We start from the raw sequence: 17,696 nt of genomic DNA on the forward strand, positions 1-17,696 counted from the left end.
GGAGAGGTGCCGGAGCGGTTGAACGGGACGGTCTCGAAAACCGTTGAGCCCTCACGGGTTCCCAGGGTTCGAATCCCTGCCTCTCCGCCCATTGCTAGCAGGCTGTTTTGGGGCCAGGTCCCACGCAATCCGAGTTTTCCAACTCCGTCAGGATCGGAAGATAGCAGCGGTACGAAAAGCCCTCGGATGTGCCGTGGAGCCGCCTGGCCCCTTTCCGATCCCCGCTGGAGGTGAGGACGCTTGGAGTACCGGGTTCTGGCCCTGAAATACCGTCCCGGCGGCTTCGAGGAGATCGTGGGCCAGCAGGCCGTGACGAGCGTCCTCGCCGGCGCCGTGGACCAGGGCCGCCTGGCCCAGGCCTACCTCTTCTCCGGTCCGCGCGGCTGCGGCAAGACCACCACCGCCCGCATCCTGGCCAAGGCGCTCAACTGCGAGCGCGGACCCACCTCGCAGCCCTGCGGCGAATGCGCGTCCTGCAAGGCGGTCGCGGCGGGCAACAGCCTTGCCGTGATCGAGATCGACGCGGCGAGCTCGGGCGGCGTCGACGACATCCGCGGCGTGCGCGCCGAGGCGGCGCTCGGCAGCATGGGTGGCCGCTACAAGGTCTACATCCTCGACGAGGCCCACCAGATCAGCGCCCACGGCGCCAACGCGCTGCTCAAGACCCTCGAGGAGCCGCCGCCGAACACCGTCTTCGTGCTCGCGACCACCGAACCGCACAAGATCCTGCCGACGATCCACTCGCGCTGCCAGCGCTTCGCGTTCCGCCTGCTCGGCGCCGACGAGATCGCCGGCCGCCTCGGCACGATCTGCGAGCGCGAGAACGTCGCGGTGCCGGCCGAGTCGCTGCAGGCGATCGCGCGCCGCGCCGACGGCAGCATGCGCGACGGCATCACGCTGCTCGACCAGGCCCTCGCCGCGAGCGACGGCGCCCTCGATCTCGACGCGGTGACGGGCATCCTCGGCCTCACGCGCCACGACCACTACTTCGCGCTCGACGAGGCCTGGCAGGCCGAGGACGCCGCCGCCGCCCTCCGCGCGCTGGACACCGTGCTCGGCACGGGTCTCGGCGCGCGCGAGTTCGCGCTCGGCCTGGTGCGCCACTTCCGCGACCTGCTCTTCCTGCGACTCGACCCCGGGCTGCTCGCCGGCGAGATGGGGGCCGACGACCACGCCCGCTGCGCCGAACTCGCGGCCGGCTGGCAGGTGGAAGACCTGCTGCACCTGACCCGGCTGGTGGGGGAGCGCGCCGACCAGATCCGCTACGCCAGCCAGCCGCGCGTCCTGCTCGAGACCCTGGTGGTGGAGATCGCCCGCTTCGAGCGCCGCGTGGTGCTCGCCGAACTCCTCGGCCGCCTCCGCGCGCTCGATGGCGCGAGCGCGGGCTCCGGCGGCGCCGGTCCCTCCGCGCAGGGGGACGACGACCCGCCCGCGCGCTCGCGCCCCGGGCCCAGCGCCAGGGCGGCTTCGGCCGCGCCGCGTCCCGCTCCCGCTCCCCGCGTCGAGGACGCGCCGTCGCCGCGGCCGCAGCCGGGCGCCACGGCGAGCCCTGACGCGGCGGCCGCGCGGCAGGACGCGCCCGCCGCCATGGCCGGAGACGACCCGGCTGAGCTCTGGGGCGAGTTCGTCCGGCAGGTGGGCCGCAGCATGAAGTCGCTGGGCTCGTTCCTCGAGCGCGCGCGCCCCGGCGGACCGAGCGGCAAGCACTACCGGATCGTCGTGGAGAACCCCTTCCATCTGGCCATGCTCGACACGCCCGAGCATCTGCGGCTCATGGGCGATACGCTGGCCGGACTCACGGGGCAGGCGCGCGCCATCCGCCTGGAGCTCGCCGCGGGCAGCGCCACGGCCGCAGCGCCGGGCCCGCGCATCAGCGCGGAGCGCGCGGCCGAGGCCAGGCGCGAGCAGGCGCTGAGCGACCATGCCGACAGCCCACTGATCCAGGACCTGCTCCAGCGCTTCGACGGCGAAGTGCTGGAAGACTGACCCCGACTCCAGTCCCAGACGAGGAGAACCCCCGATGAAGAACATGAACCAGCTCATGAAGCAGGCGCAGCAGATGCAGGCCCGCATGGCCGAGCTGCAGCGCGAGCTGGCCGAGACGCCCTTCACCGGCGAGGCCGGCGGCGTCGTCAAGGTCACGTTGAACGGCGCGCAGGATCTGCTCGAGGTGAAGATCGATCCCGCGGCGCTCGAGGACGCCGACGCCGAGATGCTCGAGGACCTGATCACCGCCGCCTTCAGGGCGGCGCAGGGCGCGGCCCGCGCGGCCAGCGAGGAGAAGCTGGGGGGCATCACCGGTGGAATGGGCCTGCCGGGGTTCTAGGTGGACTACGGAAGCCCCCTCCTGGAGCAGCTCGTCAAGCGTCTGACACGCCTGCCGGGCATCGGCGAGCGCAGCGCGCAGCGCATCGCGCTGCACCTGCTGCACGCGCCGGCCTCCGACAGCGAGGAGCTGGCGCGACTGCTGCGCGACGTCCGCGAGCGCGTGGGCTTCTGCCCCCGCTGCGGCTTCTACGCCGAGGGCGCGCTCTGCGTGATCTGCGCCGACGCCGGTCGCCGCGAAGGCGTGCTCTGCGTGGTCGAGCAGCCGGTGGACGTGATCAGCCTCGAGCGCAGCGCCGTCTACCGCGGGCGCTACCACGTGCTGGGCGGGGTCATCAGTCCGCTCGACGGCGTGCACCCCGAGGACCTCGCCGTGGAGTCCCTGCTGCGCCGCGTGGAGGCGGAGAGCGTCCGCGAGCTGGTCCTCGCCCTCTCGGGCGGCGTGGAGGGGGAGACCACCGCGCTCTACCTCGCCGAGCGCCTCCGCGGACGCGAGCTGCGCCTCACGCGTCTGGCCCGCGGCCTGCCCGTGGGGGGCAACCTGGAGTACATGGACGAAGCCACCCTGCAGCGCGCCTTCGAAGGCCGTGTGGAGATGGGATGAACCGACTGAGTCTCTTCCTGGGCAGCGTGGCCGGCACGGGCTTTTTTCCCTTCGCGCCGGCGACCTTCACCACCCTGCTGCTGGCGCTGCTCTTCGCCTGGTGGGGGCCCGGCCCCGTGGCGCTGGGCGTGATGCTCGGCGTCGGCCTGCTGGTCTCGGTGCCGCTGGCCACGCGCATGGAGCGACTGCTCGGGGAGGACCCGTCCGCCTGCACCGTGGACGAGTTCGTCGGCTACCTCATTCCGCTGCAGGGCCGCGACCTGAGCGCGCCCGGCAGCTGGAAGCTCCTCGTGGCGGCCTTCTTCCTGTTCCGCTTCTTCGACATCCTCAAGATCTGGCCCGGGCGGCGCCTCGAGCACCTGCCCGAGGGCTGGGGCATCGTGGCCGACGACACCCTGGCCGGCCTCTACAGCCTGGGCGCCGTCCTCCTGCTCTCGCTCTGGCTGCCCTGGTTCTGATGCCCAGCGACCGCTTCGCCTCCCTGGCCCGGCCCGTCAGACTCGTCGCGGTGGGGGACGAGCTCCTGCGCGGCGAGGTGCTCGACCGCAACGGCCACCGTCTCGCCGCGCGCCTGGCCGCCCTCGGCTGGATGCCCGACTCCATGGCCCAGTCGCCCGACCACGGCGGCGCCACCGCGGCGGCCGTGCAACGCTGGCTGGAGGAGGGGGGCGTGCTCCTCCTCTGTGGAGGTCTCGGCCCCACGGCCGACGACCTCACGCGCGAGGACGTGGCCGCGGGCCTGGGCGTGGCGCTCGTGGAGCACCCGGCCGCCGCGGCGATGATCCACGCGCGCGAGGAGCGGCTCGGCCGCCGCTTCACCCCCTTCACCCACCGGCAGGCCCTGCTGCCCGAGGGCTGCGAGCCGGTCGAGAATCCGGTGGGCACGGCGCCCGGCTTCGGACGTCCCCACCCGAGCGGCGCCGGCTGGCTGCTGGTGCTGCCGGGCGTGCCCTTCGAGTTCGCGGCGATGGTGGACGCAGTCCTGCCCCCGCCGGCCGCGCCGCAGGCGGAGGACTGGCTGCTGCTCGGCGTGGGCGAGGACCGTCTCGCCGCGCTGCTCGAGGACTACCCCGGCCGCGACCACCTGGGCTTCTATCCGTCGATGGAAGGGCATCGCCTGCGCGTGCCCCTGCGCGACGCCGTGGATCGCGACGACCTCGCGCAGCGCCTCGCGCCGCATCTCGCCTCGCGCGAGGAGGGACGCCCCGAGGCCGTGCTGGTGAAGCTCCTCGCCGCGCGGGGCGAGACGCTCGCCGTGGCGGAGAGCTGCACGGGAGGCATGCTCGGCGCGCGCATCACGCGCGTGGCGGGGGCGAGCGACGTCTTCGTCGGCGGCGTGATCAGCTACGCCGACGCGGTGAAGACCGCGCTGCTGGACGTCGACGCCGCCCTGCTCGCCCGCGACGGCGCGGTGAGCGAGCCGGTGGCGCGCGCCATGGCCGACGGCGTCCGCGCGCGCCTGGCGAGCGACTGGGCGCTGGCCATCACGGGGATCGCGGGTCCGGGCGGCGAGCGGCCCGGCAAGCCCGTGGGGACGATCCACGTCGCCCTGGCCGGCCCGGCGACGAGCGCCCACCGCCTGCTGCGCGCGGGCTGGGAGCGCGAGGACAACCGCCGCTACGCGGTGCTGCAGGCGATGACGCTGCTCTGGGAGCAGCTGCGGCACGTGGAGACCTGAGGATGAGCACGAGCCTGAGGCTCTTCGTGGGCGTGCCGTTGTCCGGCGCGGCGCGCGCGGCCGCCGCCGACGCCGCCGCGCCGTGGCGGGACGTCGCTCCCCGCTTGAAGTGGGTCGACCCCGGACTCTATCATCTCACGCTGCGCTTTCTGGGCGACTGCACGCCAGCGCAGGAGGGCGCGCTTCGCGACGCGCTTGCGCCCGCCCTGGCGGCTCTGCCGCCCGTGGACCTGCGACTCGGCGCCGCGCTGCGCCTGCCCTCGGGCAGGGGCGCGCGGGTGCTGGCGCTGGCCTGCGCGGAGGGCGTCCCGGCGCTGAGCGCGGTGGCGCGCGAGGTCGAGGCGGTCTGCCGCCGCCTGGGCCACGCGCCCGAGACGCGCCCCTTCAAGGCGCATCTGACCCTGGCGCGGGCGCGTCAGGGAGAGAGCCTGCCGCCGGCGCTGACCGGCGCCCTGGATGCGCCGTCGCAGCCCGCCTGGCGGGCGAGCGAGGTGCTGCTCTTCGAGAGCGTGCTGCGACCCGGCGGGCCGGAGTACCGGCGCCGCCAGAGCTTCCCCCTCGGCGGCGACGCCGCCACCCGAAAGGACGGATCCACGGCATGAACCTGCGCGCCACCCGCCGCTTCTGGCTCGGTCCCCTGCTCGTTCTCGTGCTGGCCCTCGCCTGCTCCACGTCGCCCCTGGGCCGCAAGCAGCTCACGCTGCTGCCCGACGACCAGATGAACGGCATGGGCCTCAGCGCCTTCGAGGAGACCAAGGCCAGCACGCCCATCGAGACGGACCCGGCCACCAACGCCTACGTGCGCTGCGTCGCCGAGGCGATCCTGGCCGTCACGGCGGACCAGACCGGCGTCAGCGACTGGGAGGTGGTGGTCTTCCGCGACGACACGCCCAACGCCTTCGCCCTGCCCGGCGGCCGCATCGGCGTGCACACCGGGCTGCTCAAGGTGGCGGTCACGCCCGACCAGCTGGCGGCCGTGATCGGCCACGAGGTCTCGCACGTGATCGCGCGGCACGGCAACGAGCGCGTCTCCCAGGGCATGGTGGCCCAGCTGGGCCTGGGCGTGATCGACATCGCCCTCGGCAATCCCGAGAGCCCCGAGCACCAGCAGCTGATGGGGCTGCTGGGTCTGGGGACGCAGGTGGGGATCCTGCTGCCCTTCAGCCGCTCGCACGAGAGCGAGGCGGACCTGCTCGGCCTGGACGCCATGGCGCGCGCGGGCTTCGATCCGCGCGCGAGCATCGAGCTGTGGGAGAACATGAGCGCCGCGGGCGGCGGGCAGCCGCCGGAGTTCCTGTCGACGCATCCGTCGCACGGCACGCGCATCGCGGATCTGCAGGCGCGCATGAGCACGGCGCTGCCGCTCTACGAGGAGGCGCGCGCCGCGGGCCGCCGGCCGCACTGCACGCCGCCGGCCGGCGCGGGGAACTAGCGCGTGGGGCGCCGCCCCGTCGCCGTGGCGCTCGTCGCCTTCGGGCTGCTGATGGCAGCCTGCCTGGCGCTCGGCCTCGCGCGCACGGGCGGCGGCTGGGCCTACGCGCTGGACGACGCGTACATCCACCTGGCGCTTGGCCGCACGCTGGCCGAGGGCGGTGGCTGGGGGCTGGTCCCGGGGCAGTTCGACGGCGTCTCCAGCTCGCCGCTCTGGACCCTGCTCGTGGCGCTCGCGCGCCCGCGGCCGGGCGCGGCCACGCTCTGGCCCTTCGCGCTGAACCTCCTCTTCGGCGGCCTGCTGCTGGCGGCCGCGGACCGCTTCCTCGCACGTCGGGGTCTCGCCGCTGGAGAGCGGCTGCGCGCCCTGCTGCTGCTCGTCCTGCTCACGCCGCTGCCGGCGCTCGCGATCGGAGGCATGGAGCACCTCCTGCAGGCCTGGCTGGCGCTGCTCTGGCTCGGCGTCGCGCTGCCCCGGCTCGGGACGGGCGCGCCCCCGGGGGCGGGACTGCTCGCGCTGTCGGCGCTCCTGTGCGCGGCGCGGCCCGAGGGGGCGTTTCTCGTCGTGCCGGGGGCCGTGCTCTTCGCGCGGCGCGGGCGCCGGGCCGGCGCGCTCGGTCTGCTGGCGGCGGGGGCGGCGCCGTGGGCGCTCTACGCGGCGCTGTCGCTGAGCGCGGGCGGCGGCTGGCTGCCGGACTCGCTCCTGCTCAAGGGCCGGGGTCTCGACCTGCGCTCGCCGGCCGCGAGCCTCCGCTCGCTGCTGCTGCCGCTCTGGGCCGAGCTGCGGAATCCGCTCAGTCCCTTCGCGCTGCACCTGATGCTGTTCATCGTCGCGGGCGCGCTCGTGTGGCATCGGCGCGAGCGACTCGCGCTCGACGCCGAGCGGCGCGCGGGCGTCGCGCTGCTGCTCGCGGCGCTCGCGCTGCAGCTCGTCTTCGGGGGCGTGGGCTGGTTCTTCCGCTACGAGAGCTGGCTGGTGGCGCTGGGCCTCGCGATGGCCTTCACGCTGCCCGGCGCGCCGGGCTCGTGGCGCGGACGGCCGCGTGGAGCGCTCGCGCTGGTGGGGCTGCTGCTCCTCGTCGCGCTGGGCGCGCGCAGCGCCGTGTCGCTCCGGCGGATTCCGCTGGCGATGGGGAACGTCGCCGGCCAGCAGCTCCAGGTGGCGCGCTACCTGGAGGGCCATCACGCGGGCGAGACCGTGGTGCTCGACGACATCGGCGCCCCCAGCTTCTACGCGCGCGTGCGCGCGGTGGACCCGCTGGGACTGGCCACGCCCGCGCTAGCCCGCGCGCGGCGCGAGGGGCGGCTCGGCGCGGCGCTGGCCGCGGAGACCGCTCGGCGCGGCGCGCGCGTGGCGCTGCTGCACCCGGGGCTGTTCGAGGGGGAGATCCCCGCCGCGTGGGTTCCGCTGCTGGAGTGGACGATCCCCGACAACGTGGTCTGCTCGCGGCCGACGGTGGCCGTCTACGCCTGCACGCCCACGGACGGCGCGGCCCTGCGGGCCGAGCTCGCCGACTTCGCGGCTTCCCTGCCGCCGGATCTCGTCGCCAAAGCAATGCTTGACGCCCATTCACGCTAGCTATACATTCGTACCCGGCACGGCGCGAGGCGGACCGGTCATGCCGACGCCAGCGCCGCTCCGGGCTGTCGCCGACGTTGTCGGCGGCGAGGGCGACGGCGCCCCGAAGGCGCTGTCGGAAGGGCGATTCGGCGACCCGAGTCCGCGGCCCGCGCCCTGCAATGCCGTGCCCGAAGATCGTTTGACGGCCCCGCTTTGCCGGTGATACCTTGGCGCCGGCGGCGTCCCGTCTGGCCAGGATGCGCCGCTCACTGCGCGCACCCACAACGGAAGAGAACACGATGACCCGCAGCGAGGATCAGAACGGCAAGGCCAAGGCCCTGGAGCTGGCCTTCACCCAGATCGAGAAGCAGTTCGGCAAGGGCGCCATCATGCGCATGGGCGAGGGCGCGGTGCTGCCCGAGATCGGCAAGATCTCCACCGGCAGCCTCATCCTGGATCACGCCCTGGGCATCGGCGGCGTGCCCCGCGGGCGCGTCACCGAGATCTACGGCCCCGAGGGCTCGGGCAAGACCACACTGGCCCTCAGCGTGGTGGCCAACGCGCAGCGCCTGGGCGGCACGGCGGCCTTCGTGGACGCCGAACACGCTCTCGACCCGATCTACGCGCGCAAGATCGGCGTGGACGTCGACAAGCTCCTGGTCAGCCAGCCGGACACGGGCGAGCAGGCGCTGGAGATCGTCGAGGTGCTCGTGCGCTCGGGCGCGCTGGACGTCGTCGTGGTGGACTCCGTGGCAGCCCTGGTGCCCGCCGCCGAGATCGAGGGCGAGATGGGCGACGCCCACATGGGCCTGCAGGCGCGGCTCATGAGCCAGGCGCTGCGCAAGCTGACGGGCATCGTGTCCAAGAGCAACACCAGCCTGATCTTCCTCAACCAGATCCGCATGAAGATCGGCGTGCTCTTCGGCAATCCCGAGACCACCACCGGCGGCAACGCGCTCAAGTTCTACAGCTCGGTGCGCATGGACATCCGCCGCACGCAGGCGATCAAGAAGGGCGAGGACGTCATCGGCAGCCGCACCAAGATCAAGGTGGTCAAGAACAAGGTGGCCCCGCCTTTCAAGGTGGCCGAGACCGAGCTCTACTTCGGCGAGGGCTTCAGCTACGAGGGCGACCTCGTGGAGATGGGCATCAAGGCCGACATCGTGCAGAAGAGCGGCACGTGGTTCAGCTATGGCGATCTGCGCCTGGGCCAGGGCCGCGACAACGCGCGGCAGTTCCTCAAGGACAACCTCGAACTGCGCGACGAGCTCGACGTCAAGCTTCGCCGGCACTTCGGCCTGATGCCGCCCGAGCCCGAGACCGCGGTCGAGACCAAGGGCAAGGCCAAGGCCGACGCCAAAGACGACGCCAAGGCCGCCGCGGCGGCTTCGTCCGCCCCGGCCGCGAAGGGCGCCGCCAAGGCCGCCCTGGGCGCGGACTGATGCCGGAGGGGCCCGCCCCGGCCACGCCGCTGGCCCGGGCCCTCCGCTGGCTTGCGCGGCGTGACCGCAGCGAGCGGGAGGTCCGGGCGCGTCTGGCCGAGTGGGGGACGCCCGCCACCGACGTGGAGGACGTGATCCAGCATCTGCACGAGCGCGGCTATCTGAACGACGCCGCGCTGGCGGAGCGGCTCTGCGACTGGCACGACCGCCACGACCCGCTGGGGCCGCTGCGGCTGCGACGGCGTCTCGAGCAGCGGGGCATCGACGCGGCCGACGCGGCGGCCGCGCTGGCCGGCCGCGAGGACCCCGAGCGGCAGCGCGCGCTGGCCGAGGGGCTCGCCGCGCGGCGGGAGGGCGCGCTGGCGTCGCTGCCCGCCCTTGCGCGCTGGCGACGTCTGCACGACTATCTCGCCCGGCGCGGCTTCGACGCCGCGATCGTGCGCGAGCTCTGCGAGCCCCACCTCGCCGCGGCGCGGGAGGCGGAGGACGCCGAGGCACTGGACTGAACGCCCAACGCGAGGACCGCAAGGCGATGACGAGCCACGAGCAACTGCGCCGGGCCTTCCTGGACTTCTTCGTCGCCCGGGGGCACACGCTCGTGCCCAGCGCCAGCCTGGTGCCCCGGGACGACCCCAGCCTGCTCTTCACCACGGCGGGCATGGTGCAGTTCAAGTCCCTCTACTCGACCACGGGCGAGCTGCCCTATCGCCGCGCGCTCTCCATCCAGAAGTGCCTGCGCGCCGGCGGCAAGGACAGCGACCTGGAAAACGTGGGCCGCAGTCCGCGTCACCTGACCTTCTTCGAGATGCTGGGCCACTTCAGCTTCGGGGACTACTTCAAGGCCGAGGCCGTGGCCTACGCCTGGGAGTTCTTCACGAAGGTGCTGGACGTGGACACGTCGCGGCTGTGGATCTCCGTCTTCGAGGAGGACGACGAAGCCGCCGACTGCTGGCGCAAGGTGGGCTTCCCCGCCGAGCGCATCGTGCGCCTGGGCGCCAAGGACAACTTCTGGGGCCCGGCGGGCACGACCGGCGCCTGCGGCCCCAGCAGCGAGATCTACTGGGACCTGGGCGCCGAGCACGCCAGCGGCGAGATCGGCCGCGGCCCGGGGCGGGACGACCGCTACATCGAGGTGTGGAACGCCGTCTTCCCGCAGTACGACCAGCAGGAGGACGGCAGCCGCCCGCCCCTGCCCAACCGCGGCATTGACATGGGTTCGGGCCTCGAGCGCATGACCGCGATGCTGCAGGGCAAGAGCAACGTCTTCGAGACGGACGTCTTCCGCCCGCTCATGGACGGCGTCAAGTCGCTCACCGGCTACGACGGCCCCGAGGAGGGCGAGGCGCTCGTCGCCCTGCGCCGCGTCGCGGACCACGCGCGCGCGCTGGCGTTCACCCTCGGCGAGGGGCTGGTGCCGTCGAACGTGGGCCGCGGCTACGTGCTGCGGCGCATCCTGCGCCGCGCGATGATGGCGCTGCGCACGCTGGGCGTGCGCGAGCCCATGCTCTACCGCGTGCTGGGCGTGGTGGGCGAGCACATGGGCGGCGTGCATCCCGAACTGAGCGAGCGGGCCGAGCGGAGCGCCCTGGTGGTGAAGAGCGAGGAGGAGCGCTTCCTGCGCACCCTCGAACAGGGCGTCGGCCGCTACCAGGAACTGGTGGACGGCCTCAAGTCCGCGGGCGGCGACACGCTGCCGGGCGAGGAGGTCTTCCGTCTCTACAGCACCTACGGCATTCCCTGGGAACTGACGCGCGAGATGGCCGGCGACGAGGGCCTGCAGGTCGACGAGCCCGGCTATCGCGCCGCGCTCGCCGCCGACCGCGAGCGCTCGCAGGCGGCCAGCGCCTTCGAGGGCGCCGACCCCGGCACCGACGAGGGGCGCTACACCGCGCTGGTGGAACCGGTGCCCGCCTCGGTCTTCACGGGCTACGAGCGCCTCGCCGACGAAGCGCGCGCCCTGGAGTGGCGGGCGCTGGGGGAGGGCGGCGACGCGCCCGGCCGCGAACTCGAGCTGGTGCTGGACCGCAGTCCCTTCTACGCCACCAGCGGCGGCCAGATCGCCGACACGGGCGTCCTGCGCGTGGGCAGCTGGGAGCTGCCGGTGCTGGACGTCGCCCGCCGCGGCAGCCGCCTCTGCCACCGCGTGCGCCTGCCGGAGGGCCTCGCGCAGGACGCGCTGCTGGAACTGCTCGCGGCGGGGGCCGCGATCGACGCCCGCGTGGACGCCGCCCGCCGCCAGGCCATCGCGCGCGCCCACACCGGCACGCATCTGCTGCACGCGGCGCTGCACCAGGTGATCGGCGACGAGGCCACGCAGGCCGGCAGCTGGGTGGGCCCGGACGTCTTCCGCTTCGACTTCAACCACTTCCGCGGCGTGCGGCCCGAGGAGCTCGAGGCCGTCGAGAGCCAGGTGGCCGAGTGGATCGTGGCCAACCTGCCCGTGCGCCACGAGAGCCTGCCCATCGCCGAGGCCATGGAGCGCGGCGCGATGGCCCTCTTCGGCGAGAAGTACGGCGACGTGGTCCGCGTCATCAGCGTGGGCGACATCTCGCTGGAGCTCTGCGGCGGGACCCACCTCACGGCCAGCGGCTCCATGGGCCAGCTCGCGGTGGTCGCCGAGAGCAGCGTGGCCAGCGGCGTGCGGCGCATCGAGGCCTACACCGGCCTGCGCGCGCACGCGTACGGACAGAGCGCACGCTCGCAGGTGGTGGAGCTGTCGCGGCGGCTGCACGTCCCGGTGGACGCCGTCGCGGACAGCGCGGCGGAGCTGCAGGAGACCGCCCAGCAGCTCCGCAAGGACCTCGAGGGCCTGCGCCTGCGGCAGGCCGCGGCTCGCAGCGACGAGCTCCTGCAGCCGGTGGGCGAGCACGGGGGCGTCGCGCTGGTGAAGGGCGAACTGCAGGCGGAGTCCCCCAAGGAGATCCGCGGCCTCGCCGACGCGCTGCGCGGCAAGCTCGGCGATGCCGTGGGCGCGCTGCTGGCCGAGGCCGGCGGCAAGAGCTCGTTTCTGATTCTCGTCCCCGATGCGCTGCAGTCCCGGGGACTGCACGCCGGACGTCTCACCGCGGCCGTGGCCGAGAGCCTCGGCAGCCGGGGTGGCGGCAGTCCGGCGCTGGCCCAGGCGGGGCTGTCCGAGCGCGGGCAGTTCGCCACGGTGCTCCAGGCGCTGGGACGCCTGCTCGAGGAAGCCTCCACGGGAAAGGACGCCTGATGCGCAGCCTCCTCATCCTCCTCGCGCTGTCCGCGGCGCTGGCGACTCCTGCCGCCGCGCAGCTGGACGCGATGGCTCCCGTGACGCTGCCCGGCGGGCTGCTGCCCGCGTCGCCGCCGGGCGCCGCCGTGGACTGGGCGCTGGACGGCAGCGTCGACGCCGACCGCTACCTGCTCGGACCCGGCGACAAGGTGCTGCTGCTGCTGGAGGGCCGCAGCCTGCGGCGCCTCACCCTGACGGTGCTGCCCGAGGGGCTGCTCGAGTGGGAGGGCGGACTGCGCGAGCCCGTGGACGGCCTCAGCCTCCGCGCGGCCGAAGCGGCGGTGGCCGACGCGCTGGCGCCGCTCATGCCCGACGTGTCCGTCCACCTGCTCCTGCTCGCGCCCCGGCAGATCGAGGTGGAAGTGCTGGGGGAGGTCGCGCATCCGGGCGCCGTGCGCCTGTCGGCCGGCGATCGTCTCACTACCGCCATCGCCGCCGCGGGGGGACCGGGGCCGCGGGGCAGCAAGCGCTTCGTCGAGTTCCGCGACGGCGCGCGGCGCACGCGCCTCGATCTCTTTCCCTTCCTCATGGACGGCGACTGGGACGCCAACCCCTACTGCCCCACGGGGACGGCGATCTTCGTCCCCCTGCGCACCGACACCGTGCAGGTGCTGGGCGAGGTCAACCGCCCGGCCACCTACGAGTGGCGCGAGGGCGAGACCCTGGGCGACGTGCTGGACTACGCCGGCGGCCTCACCCAGGACGCGCTGCCGGGCTCCGTGCTGCTCGAGCGCGACGCCGAGTCGGTGAGCATCCAGCTCCTGGACGCGGACGCGCGCGACACGCCGCTGCGGCCCAGCGACACGGTGGTGGTGGGCAGCCGGAAGCCGATGATGAAGCGCGTCTTCCTCGAAGGCGCCGGCGAGCGCGTGGGCGAGATCTACCTGAGCCCGGGCGAGACCCTTGGCGATCTCGTCCGCCGTCTCGGCGACACGCGGGGCAGCGCCCTGCCCGAGGAGGCGACGCTCGAGCGCCGGGGCACGGAGCGCAGCCGCTTCTTCCGCTTCGACCTGCGCGAGGTGCTGCGGGGAGAAGGCCCCGCCGATCTGGCCATCGAGAACGACGACGTGCTCTACGTCCCCCTGCGCCCCACCGAGGTCTTCGTGCTCGGCGAGGTGCGCAGCCCCGGCTCGCTGCGCTACGTGCCCTCCTGGACCGTGGGGCAGTACCTGGCCATGGCCGGCGGGGTGAGCGACCGCGGCAGCGACGGCAAGATGCACGTGGTGGACGCCACCGGCGTCAGCCGCAAGGTGGCGCGCACCGACCATCTGCACCGCGGCGACGTGCTGGTGGTGGGCCGCAGCAACCTGTCGATCTTCTCCGAGGTGCTGCTGACCGCGGCCTCGCTCAGCGGTCTCATCCTCGCGATCAACGCCCTGGCCAAGTGATGCGGGTGCTCGTCACCGGCTGCGAGGGCATGCTGGGCCGCCGCCTCGTGGAGGAGGCCGCGCGGCGCGGGCACGCCGTGACGGGGCTCGACCGGCCCGGCTTCGAGCTGGCGCGGCCGGCCGAGGCCGCCCGGCAGCTGCGCGAGGCGCGGCCGGAGCTGGTGATCCACGGCGCGGCCATCACCGACGTCGACGGCTGCGAGAGTCAGGCCGAGTTCGCCATGGCCATCAACGGCGAGGCCAGCGGCGTGCTGGCGCGCGGCGCGGCGGAGATCGGCGCGCGCTGCGTCTACGTGAGCACGGACTACGTCTTCGACGGCGCGAAGGACGCACCCTACCTCGAGGACGACCCCACCGGCCCCGCCACGGCCTACGGCAGGAGCAAGCTGCGCGGCGAGGAGCGCGTCCTCGCGGCCGGCGGCAGCGTGCTGCGACTGAGCTGGTCCTTCGGCCCGGACGGCAAGAACTTCGTCGCCACGATCGCCGGCCTGCTCGGCGAAGGGCGCACCCTGAAGGTGGTGGACGACCAGCAGGGCTCGCCCACCTTCACGCGGGACAGCGCCGCGGCGATCCTCGATCTGGGCGAGGCCGGCGGCGAGGGCGTCTACCACTGCTGCAACGCGGGCGCCACCACCTGGTACGGCTTCGCCCGCGCCGTCGCCGTGGGCATGGGCCTGGCGCCCGAGCGGGTGACGCCCTGCGGCAGCGCGGACTATCCGCGCCCCGCCCCCCGTCCCACCAACAGCCGGCTCGGGGGCACGCGACTGGAGAGCCTGCGGGGACGTCCCCTGCCGCCCTGGCAGGACGCCCTGAACCGCTACCTGGAGGAGATGGGATGGCTGGCGCGCTGAGCGAGATCTACGGGGCCCACCTGGCCGGCCACCGCGAACTCTTCGCGCGCCTGGACGCGCTGGGCCCGGAGCTGCTGGCCGCCGCGGAGGCGCTGGCGAGGGCGCTGGCGGCGGGGCACAGCGTCTGGCTGGCGGGCAACGGCGGGAGCGCGGCCGACGCGCAGCACATCGCCGCCGAGATGGAGGGCCGGCTGGAGGCCGAGCGTCCGGCACGGGCCGTCCACACGCTGGGGGCCAACAGCTCCACCCTGACCAGCGTCGGCAACGACTACGGCTTCGACGCCGTCTACGCGCGTCAGGTCGCGGGCTTCGCGGTCCCGGGCGACCAGCTCGTGCTCATCTCCACCAGCGGGCGCAGCCCCAACCTGCTGCGCGCCGCGGAGGCGGCGCGCGCCAGGGGCGTGCAGGTGCTCGGCCTGCTGGGCAAGGGCGGGGGGCCGCTCGCTCCCCTCTGCGACCGCGTGCTGCTGGTGCCCAGCGACGACACCCAGTGGATCCAGGAGGCGCACATCCTGCTGGGCCACGTGCTCTGCAAGCTGCTGGATCGCCTGCTGGCCGAGGCCCCCGCGGACGGGGCCTGACGCCATGCGGGTCGCCTTCGTCCACGACTGGCTCACCGGGATGCGGGGCGGCGAAAAGGTCCTCGAGCTGCTCATGGAGGACTTTCCGGACGCGCCGCTCTACACCCTGCTGCACGTGCCGGGCAGCGTGAGCCCGGCCATCGAGGCCCATCCGATCCGGACGAGCTTCGTGCAGCATCTGCCCGGCGCGGCGCGGCGCTATCGCCACTACCTGCCCCTCTTCCCGACGGCGATCGAGAGCCTCGACCTGTCCCGCTTCGATCTGGTCGTCTCCTCCAGCCACTGCGTGGCCAAGGGCGTGCGCCTGCGCCCGGGCACGCGTCATCTGTGCTACTGCCACGCGCCCATGCGCTACGCCTGGGACCAGTACGACGCCTACTTCGGCGACCGGACGGACTTCGTCGGCCGCCAGGTGCTGCCGCGCGTCATGGCGCGCCTGCGCGCCTGGGACCGGCGCAGCGCCCATCGCGCGCAGCGCTATCTTGCCAACAGCGAGAACGTGCGCGCCAAGCTCGAGCGCTTCTGGGACCTGCCCGCCGCGCGCACCCGCGTGCTGCACCCGCCGGTGGACGCCGCGTTCTACACGCCGGGCGAGCCGGGGGACGACCTGCCCGCGGGGCTGCGCCCGGGCGGCTACCTGCTCCTCGTCTCGGCCATGGTGCCCTACAAGCGCCTCGACCTGGCGCTGGCCGCCGTGGCGGGAACGGGCGACGCGCTGGTGGTCGCCGGCGACGGCCCCGATGCCGCGCGGCTGCGGGGCCTGGCCGCGGGCGCGGGCAACATCCACTTCGTCGGCCGCCCGAGCGACGACACGCTCCGCGCCCTCTACCGCGGCGCGCGGGCCTTCCTGCTGCCGGGGGAGGAGGACTTCGGCATCACTCCGCTGGAGGCCCAGGCCTGCGGCGCGCCCGTGGTCGCGCTGGGGGCGGGAGGCGCGCTGGAGACGGTGGTCGACGGCGAGACCGGCCTCTTCTTCGCCACGCCCAGCGCCGCCTCGCTGCGCGAGGCGCTGGACCGCTTCGCCGCGCGGGACTGGGACCCCGCCCGCTGCCGGGCGCAGGCGGAGCGCTTCGGCAAGGACCGCTTCCGCGCCGCGTTCCGCCGCGAGCTCGAGGACTTCCTCGGCGGGCCGCCGCCCGTCCAACGCGGGAGCGCCGCGCCGTGAGCCCCGGCCCGCTGCGCACCCGCAAGGGCGACATGCTCTTTCCCAGCCTCTTCCTGCTGGGAGACGTCGCCGCGCTGCTGGGCGCGTCCCTGGGCACCTACCTGCTGCGCTTTTCGAGCGGCCTCTTTCCCACGCCGCTGGGCGTGCCGGCCTTTCGCGTCTACCTGCTGGCCGGGGCGGTGACGGCGTTGCTCTGCGCGGTGGTCTTCTACCAGCGGGGGCACTACGAGCCGCGGCGACGCGGCGACCTGCGCACCGACCTCAGCGAGCTGGCGGCCGGCCTGGGGCTGAGCCTGGCGCTGCTGCTGACCTTCCTCTTCTTCTGGCGCGGCTTCAGCTTCTCGCGCAGCTACGTGCTGAGCTTCGCGGTCCTCGCCTACCTCTCGCTGCTCCTGGTCCGTCGGCTGCTGCGCCTGGCGCAGGGGCGCACCTTCGCGCGGGGGCGCGGCGCGCTGAACCTGGCCCTGCTGGGCCACAGCCCCATGACCGCGCGCGTGTGGCGGCTCTTCGTGGAGAGGCCGGGCTACGGCTTTCGTCCCCTGGGGCTGATCGACGAAGGCGCCGGCGAGGGCGAACTGCCGGAGGACCTTCCGCGCCTGGGCGCGAGCGCCGAGCTGGAGTCGCTGGTGAAGTCGCTGGAGCTGGACACGGTGGTGGTCACGCTGCCCTTCGAGCGCTACGAGCGCTTCGTGGAGCTGGCGGCGCGGCTGTCGAGCCTGAACGTGAACGCCTACCTGGTGCCCGACCTCGCCGGCCTGCTCACCACGCGCCTGCACCACCTGGAGATCGAGGGACTGCCCTTCCTCGCCTTCCGGCACGTGCCGCTCTCCGGACTGGGGCGCGTGCTGAAGCGCAGCATGGATCTCCTGGTGGCCGGGTTGGGCCTCGCGCTGCTGTCGCCGGTCTTCGGGCTCCTCGCGCTGGCCGTGCTGCTGGACGACGGCCGCCCGATCTTCTACGGCCAGGTGCGGCTGGGCAGGGACGGCCGGCGCTTCAGCATCCGCAAGTTCCGCAGCATGCGGCGGGATGCGGAGGCCGGCGGCGCCGCCTGGAGCCGCCCCGACGACGCCCGCCGCACGCGCACCGGCGCCTTCCTGCGCGCGAGCAGCCTCGACGAGCTGCCGCAGCTCTGGAACGTCTTGAAGGGGGAGATGAGCCTGGTGGGCCCGCGCCCCGAGCGGCCGGAGTTCGTGGAGGGCTTTGCGCGCTCGATCCCGCGCTACTTCGAGCGGCACCGGGTGCGCAGCGGCATCACGGGCTGGGCGCAGGTCAACGGGCTGCGGGGCGACACGCCCATCGAGGAGCGCACGCGCTACGACCTCTTCTACGTGGAGAACTGGTCGCTGGGCTTCGACCTCAAGATACTCTGGCTGACCCTGCGGGCCGTGTTCAGGGGCGAGAACGCCTACTGAGCGCC

General features: G+C 73.9%; 16 protein-coding genes, 1 tRNA gene and 1 other RNA gene. All 18 read left to right on the top strand.

Going from position 1 to position 17,696, the window contains the following annotated elements; genetic code table 11:
* The 18 genes from H6693_01300 (at position 1) to H6693_01385 (ending at position 17,691) form a co-directional block, all read left to right on the top strand.
* Positions 1–87 (top strand) — tRNA-Ser (locus tag H6693_01300).
* Positions 88–111: 24 nt separating this feature from the next.
* An RNA gene (gene ffs / locus H6693_01305) (signal recognition particle sRNA small type) lies at positions 112–212 on the top strand.
* A gap of 28 nt (positions 213–240) precedes the next feature.
* The gene (dnaX, locus tag H6693_01310) at positions 241–1,986 is read left to right on the top strand and encodes a DNA polymerase III subunit gamma/tau (protein MCB9514811.1); all 1,746 of its coding nucleotides are present in this window, start codon (positions 241–243) and stop codon (positions 1,984–1,986) included.
* Between the two features lie 34 nt (positions 1,987–2,020).
* Positions 2,021–2,326, top strand: coding sequence for a YbaB/EbfC family nucleoid-associated protein (locus H6693_01315; protein ID MCB9514812.1), 306 nt, complete (start codon positions 2,021–2,023; stop codon positions 2,324–2,326).
* Positions 2,327–2,929 (top strand): recombination protein RecR, encoded by a 603-nt coding sequence (recR, locus tag H6693_01320; GenBank protein ID MCB9514813.1) that lies wholly within the window; start codon positions 2,327–2,329, stop codon positions 2,927–2,929.
* On the top strand, positions 2,926–3,387 hold the full coding sequence (locus H6693_01325; protein MCB9514814.1) for a phosphatidylglycerophosphatase A: 462 nt from the start codon (positions 2,926–2,928) through the stop codon (positions 3,385–3,387). Before recR ends, H6693_01325 begins: the two co-directional genes overlap by 4 nt.
* Entirely contained in the window at positions 3,387–4,607 is a 1,221-nt protein-coding gene (locus H6693_01330; protein ID MCB9514815.1) for a nicotinamide-nucleotide amidohydrolase family protein, read from the top strand. The genes H6693_01325 and H6693_01330 overlap by 1 nt, the downstream gene beginning before the upstream one ends.
* Before the next feature lie 2 nt (positions 4,608–4,609).
* Positions 4,610–5,209, top strand: coding sequence for an RNA 2',3'-cyclic phosphodiesterase (gene thpR / locus H6693_01335; GenBank protein MCB9514816.1), 600 nt, complete (start codon positions 4,610–4,612; stop codon positions 5,207–5,209).
* Positions 5,206–6,039 carry a M48 family metallopeptidase gene (locus H6693_01340; protein MCB9514817.1) on the top strand — a complete coding sequence of 278 codons (834 nt, stop codon included), beginning with the start codon at positions 5,206–5,208 and terminating at the stop codon, positions 6,037–6,039. Before thpR ends, H6693_01340 begins: the two co-directional genes overlap by 4 nt.
* Before the next feature lie 3 nt (positions 6,040–6,042).
* The gene (locus H6693_01345) at positions 6,043–7,617 is read left to right on the top strand and encodes a hypothetical protein (GenBank protein MCB9514818.1); all 1,575 of its coding nucleotides are present in this window, start codon (positions 6,043–6,045) and stop codon (positions 7,615–7,617) included.
* Between the two features lie 281 nt (positions 7,618–7,898).
* The gene (gene recA / locus H6693_01350; GenBank protein ID MCB9514819.1) at positions 7,899–9,041 is read left to right on the top strand and encodes a recombinase RecA; all 1,143 of its coding nucleotides are present in this window, start codon (positions 7,899–7,901) and stop codon (positions 9,039–9,041) included.
* The gene (locus H6693_01355) at positions 9,041–9,547 is read left to right on the top strand and encodes a RecX family transcriptional regulator (protein ID MCB9514820.1); all 507 of its coding nucleotides are present in this window, start codon (positions 9,041–9,043) and stop codon (positions 9,545–9,547) included. The genes recA and H6693_01355 overlap by 1 nt, the downstream gene beginning before the upstream one ends.
* A gap of 26 nt (positions 9,548–9,573) precedes the next feature.
* On the top strand, positions 9,574–12,252 hold the full coding sequence (alaS, locus tag H6693_01360; GenBank protein ID MCB9514821.1) for an alanine--tRNA ligase: 2,679 nt from the start codon (positions 9,574–9,576) through the stop codon (positions 12,250–12,252).
* Positions 12,252–13,682, top strand: coding sequence for an SLBB domain-containing protein (locus H6693_01365; GenBank protein MCB9514822.1), 1,431 nt, complete (start codon positions 12,252–12,254; stop codon positions 13,680–13,682). The genes alaS and H6693_01365 overlap by 1 nt, the downstream gene beginning before the upstream one ends.
* Positions 13,682–14,533 (top strand): dTDP-4-dehydrorhamnose reductase, encoded by an 852-nt coding sequence (rfbD, locus tag H6693_01370; protein MCB9514823.1) that lies wholly within the window; start codon positions 13,682–13,684, stop codon positions 14,531–14,533. Before H6693_01365 ends, rfbD begins: the two co-directional genes overlap by 1 nt.
* Positions 14,518–15,114 (top strand): SIS domain-containing protein, encoded by a 597-nt coding sequence (locus tag H6693_01375; GenBank protein ID MCB9514824.1) that lies wholly within the window; start codon positions 14,518–14,520, stop codon positions 15,112–15,114. The genes rfbD and H6693_01375 overlap by 16 nt, the downstream gene beginning before the upstream one ends.
* Before the next feature lie 4 nt (positions 15,115–15,118).
* Positions 15,119–16,279 carry a glycosyltransferase gene (locus H6693_01380; GenBank protein ID MCB9514825.1) on the top strand — a complete coding sequence of 387 codons (1,161 nt, stop codon included), beginning with the start codon at positions 15,119–15,121 and terminating at the stop codon, positions 16,277–16,279.
* On the top strand, positions 16,276–17,691 hold the full coding sequence (locus H6693_01385; GenBank protein MCB9514826.1) for an exopolysaccharide biosynthesis polyprenyl glycosylphosphotransferase: 1,416 nt from the start codon (positions 16,276–16,278) through the stop codon (positions 17,689–17,691). The genes H6693_01380 and H6693_01385 overlap by 4 nt, the downstream gene beginning before the upstream one ends.
* Positions 17,692–17,696 lie beyond the last annotated feature (5 nt).

The sequence above is a fragment of the Candidatus Latescibacterota bacterium genome (genome assembly GCA_020633725.1).
Classification (GTDB): Bacteria; Krumholzibacteriota; Krumholzibacteriia; order JACNKJ01; family JACNKJ01; genus VGXI01.

Bases quoted from the DNA above. Each gene is read 5' to 3' on its own strand.
- H6693_01315 (MCB9514812.1), top strand. From the start codon at position 2,021: ATGAAGAACATGAACCAGCTCATGAAGCAGGCGCAGCAGATGCAGGCC.
- H6693_01325 (MCB9514814.1), top strand. From the start codon at position 2,926: ATGAACCGACTGAGTCTCTTCCTGGGCAGCGTGGCCGGCACGGGCTTT.
- H6693_01330 (MCB9514815.1), top strand. From the start codon at position 3,387: ATGCCCAGCGACCGCTTCGCCTCCCTGGCCCGGCCCGTCAGACTCGTC.
- thpR (MCB9514816.1), top strand. From the start codon at position 4,610: ATGAGCACGAGCCTGAGGCTCTTCGTGGGCGTGCCGTTGTCCGGCGCG.
- H6693_01340 (MCB9514817.1), top strand. From the start codon at position 5,206: ATGAACCTGCGCGCCACCCGCCGCTTCTGGCTCGGTCCCCTGCTCGTT.
- recA (MCB9514819.1), top strand. From the start codon at position 7,899: ATGACCCGCAGCGAGGATCAGAACGGCAAGGCCAAGGCCCTGGAGCTG.
- H6693_01355 (MCB9514820.1), top strand. From the start codon at position 9,041: ATGCCGGAGGGGCCCGCCCCGGCCACGCCGCTGGCCCGGGCCCTCCGC.
- alaS (MCB9514821.1), top strand. From the start codon at position 9,574: ATGACGAGCCACGAGCAACTGCGCCGGGCCTTCCTGGACTTCTTCGTC.
- H6693_01365 (MCB9514822.1), top strand. From the start codon at position 12,252: ATGCGCAGCCTCCTCATCCTCCTCGCGCTGTCCGCGGCGCTGGCGACT.
- rfbD (MCB9514823.1), top strand. From the start codon at position 13,682: ATGCGGGTGCTCGTCACCGGCTGCGAGGGCATGCTGGGCCGCCGCCTC.
- H6693_01375 (MCB9514824.1), top strand. From the start codon at position 14,518: ATGGCTGGCGCGCTGAGCGAGATCTACGGGGCCCACCTGGCCGGCCAC.
- H6693_01380 (MCB9514825.1), top strand. From the start codon at position 15,119: ATGCGGGTCGCCTTCGTCCACGACTGGCTCACCGGGATGCGGGGCGGC.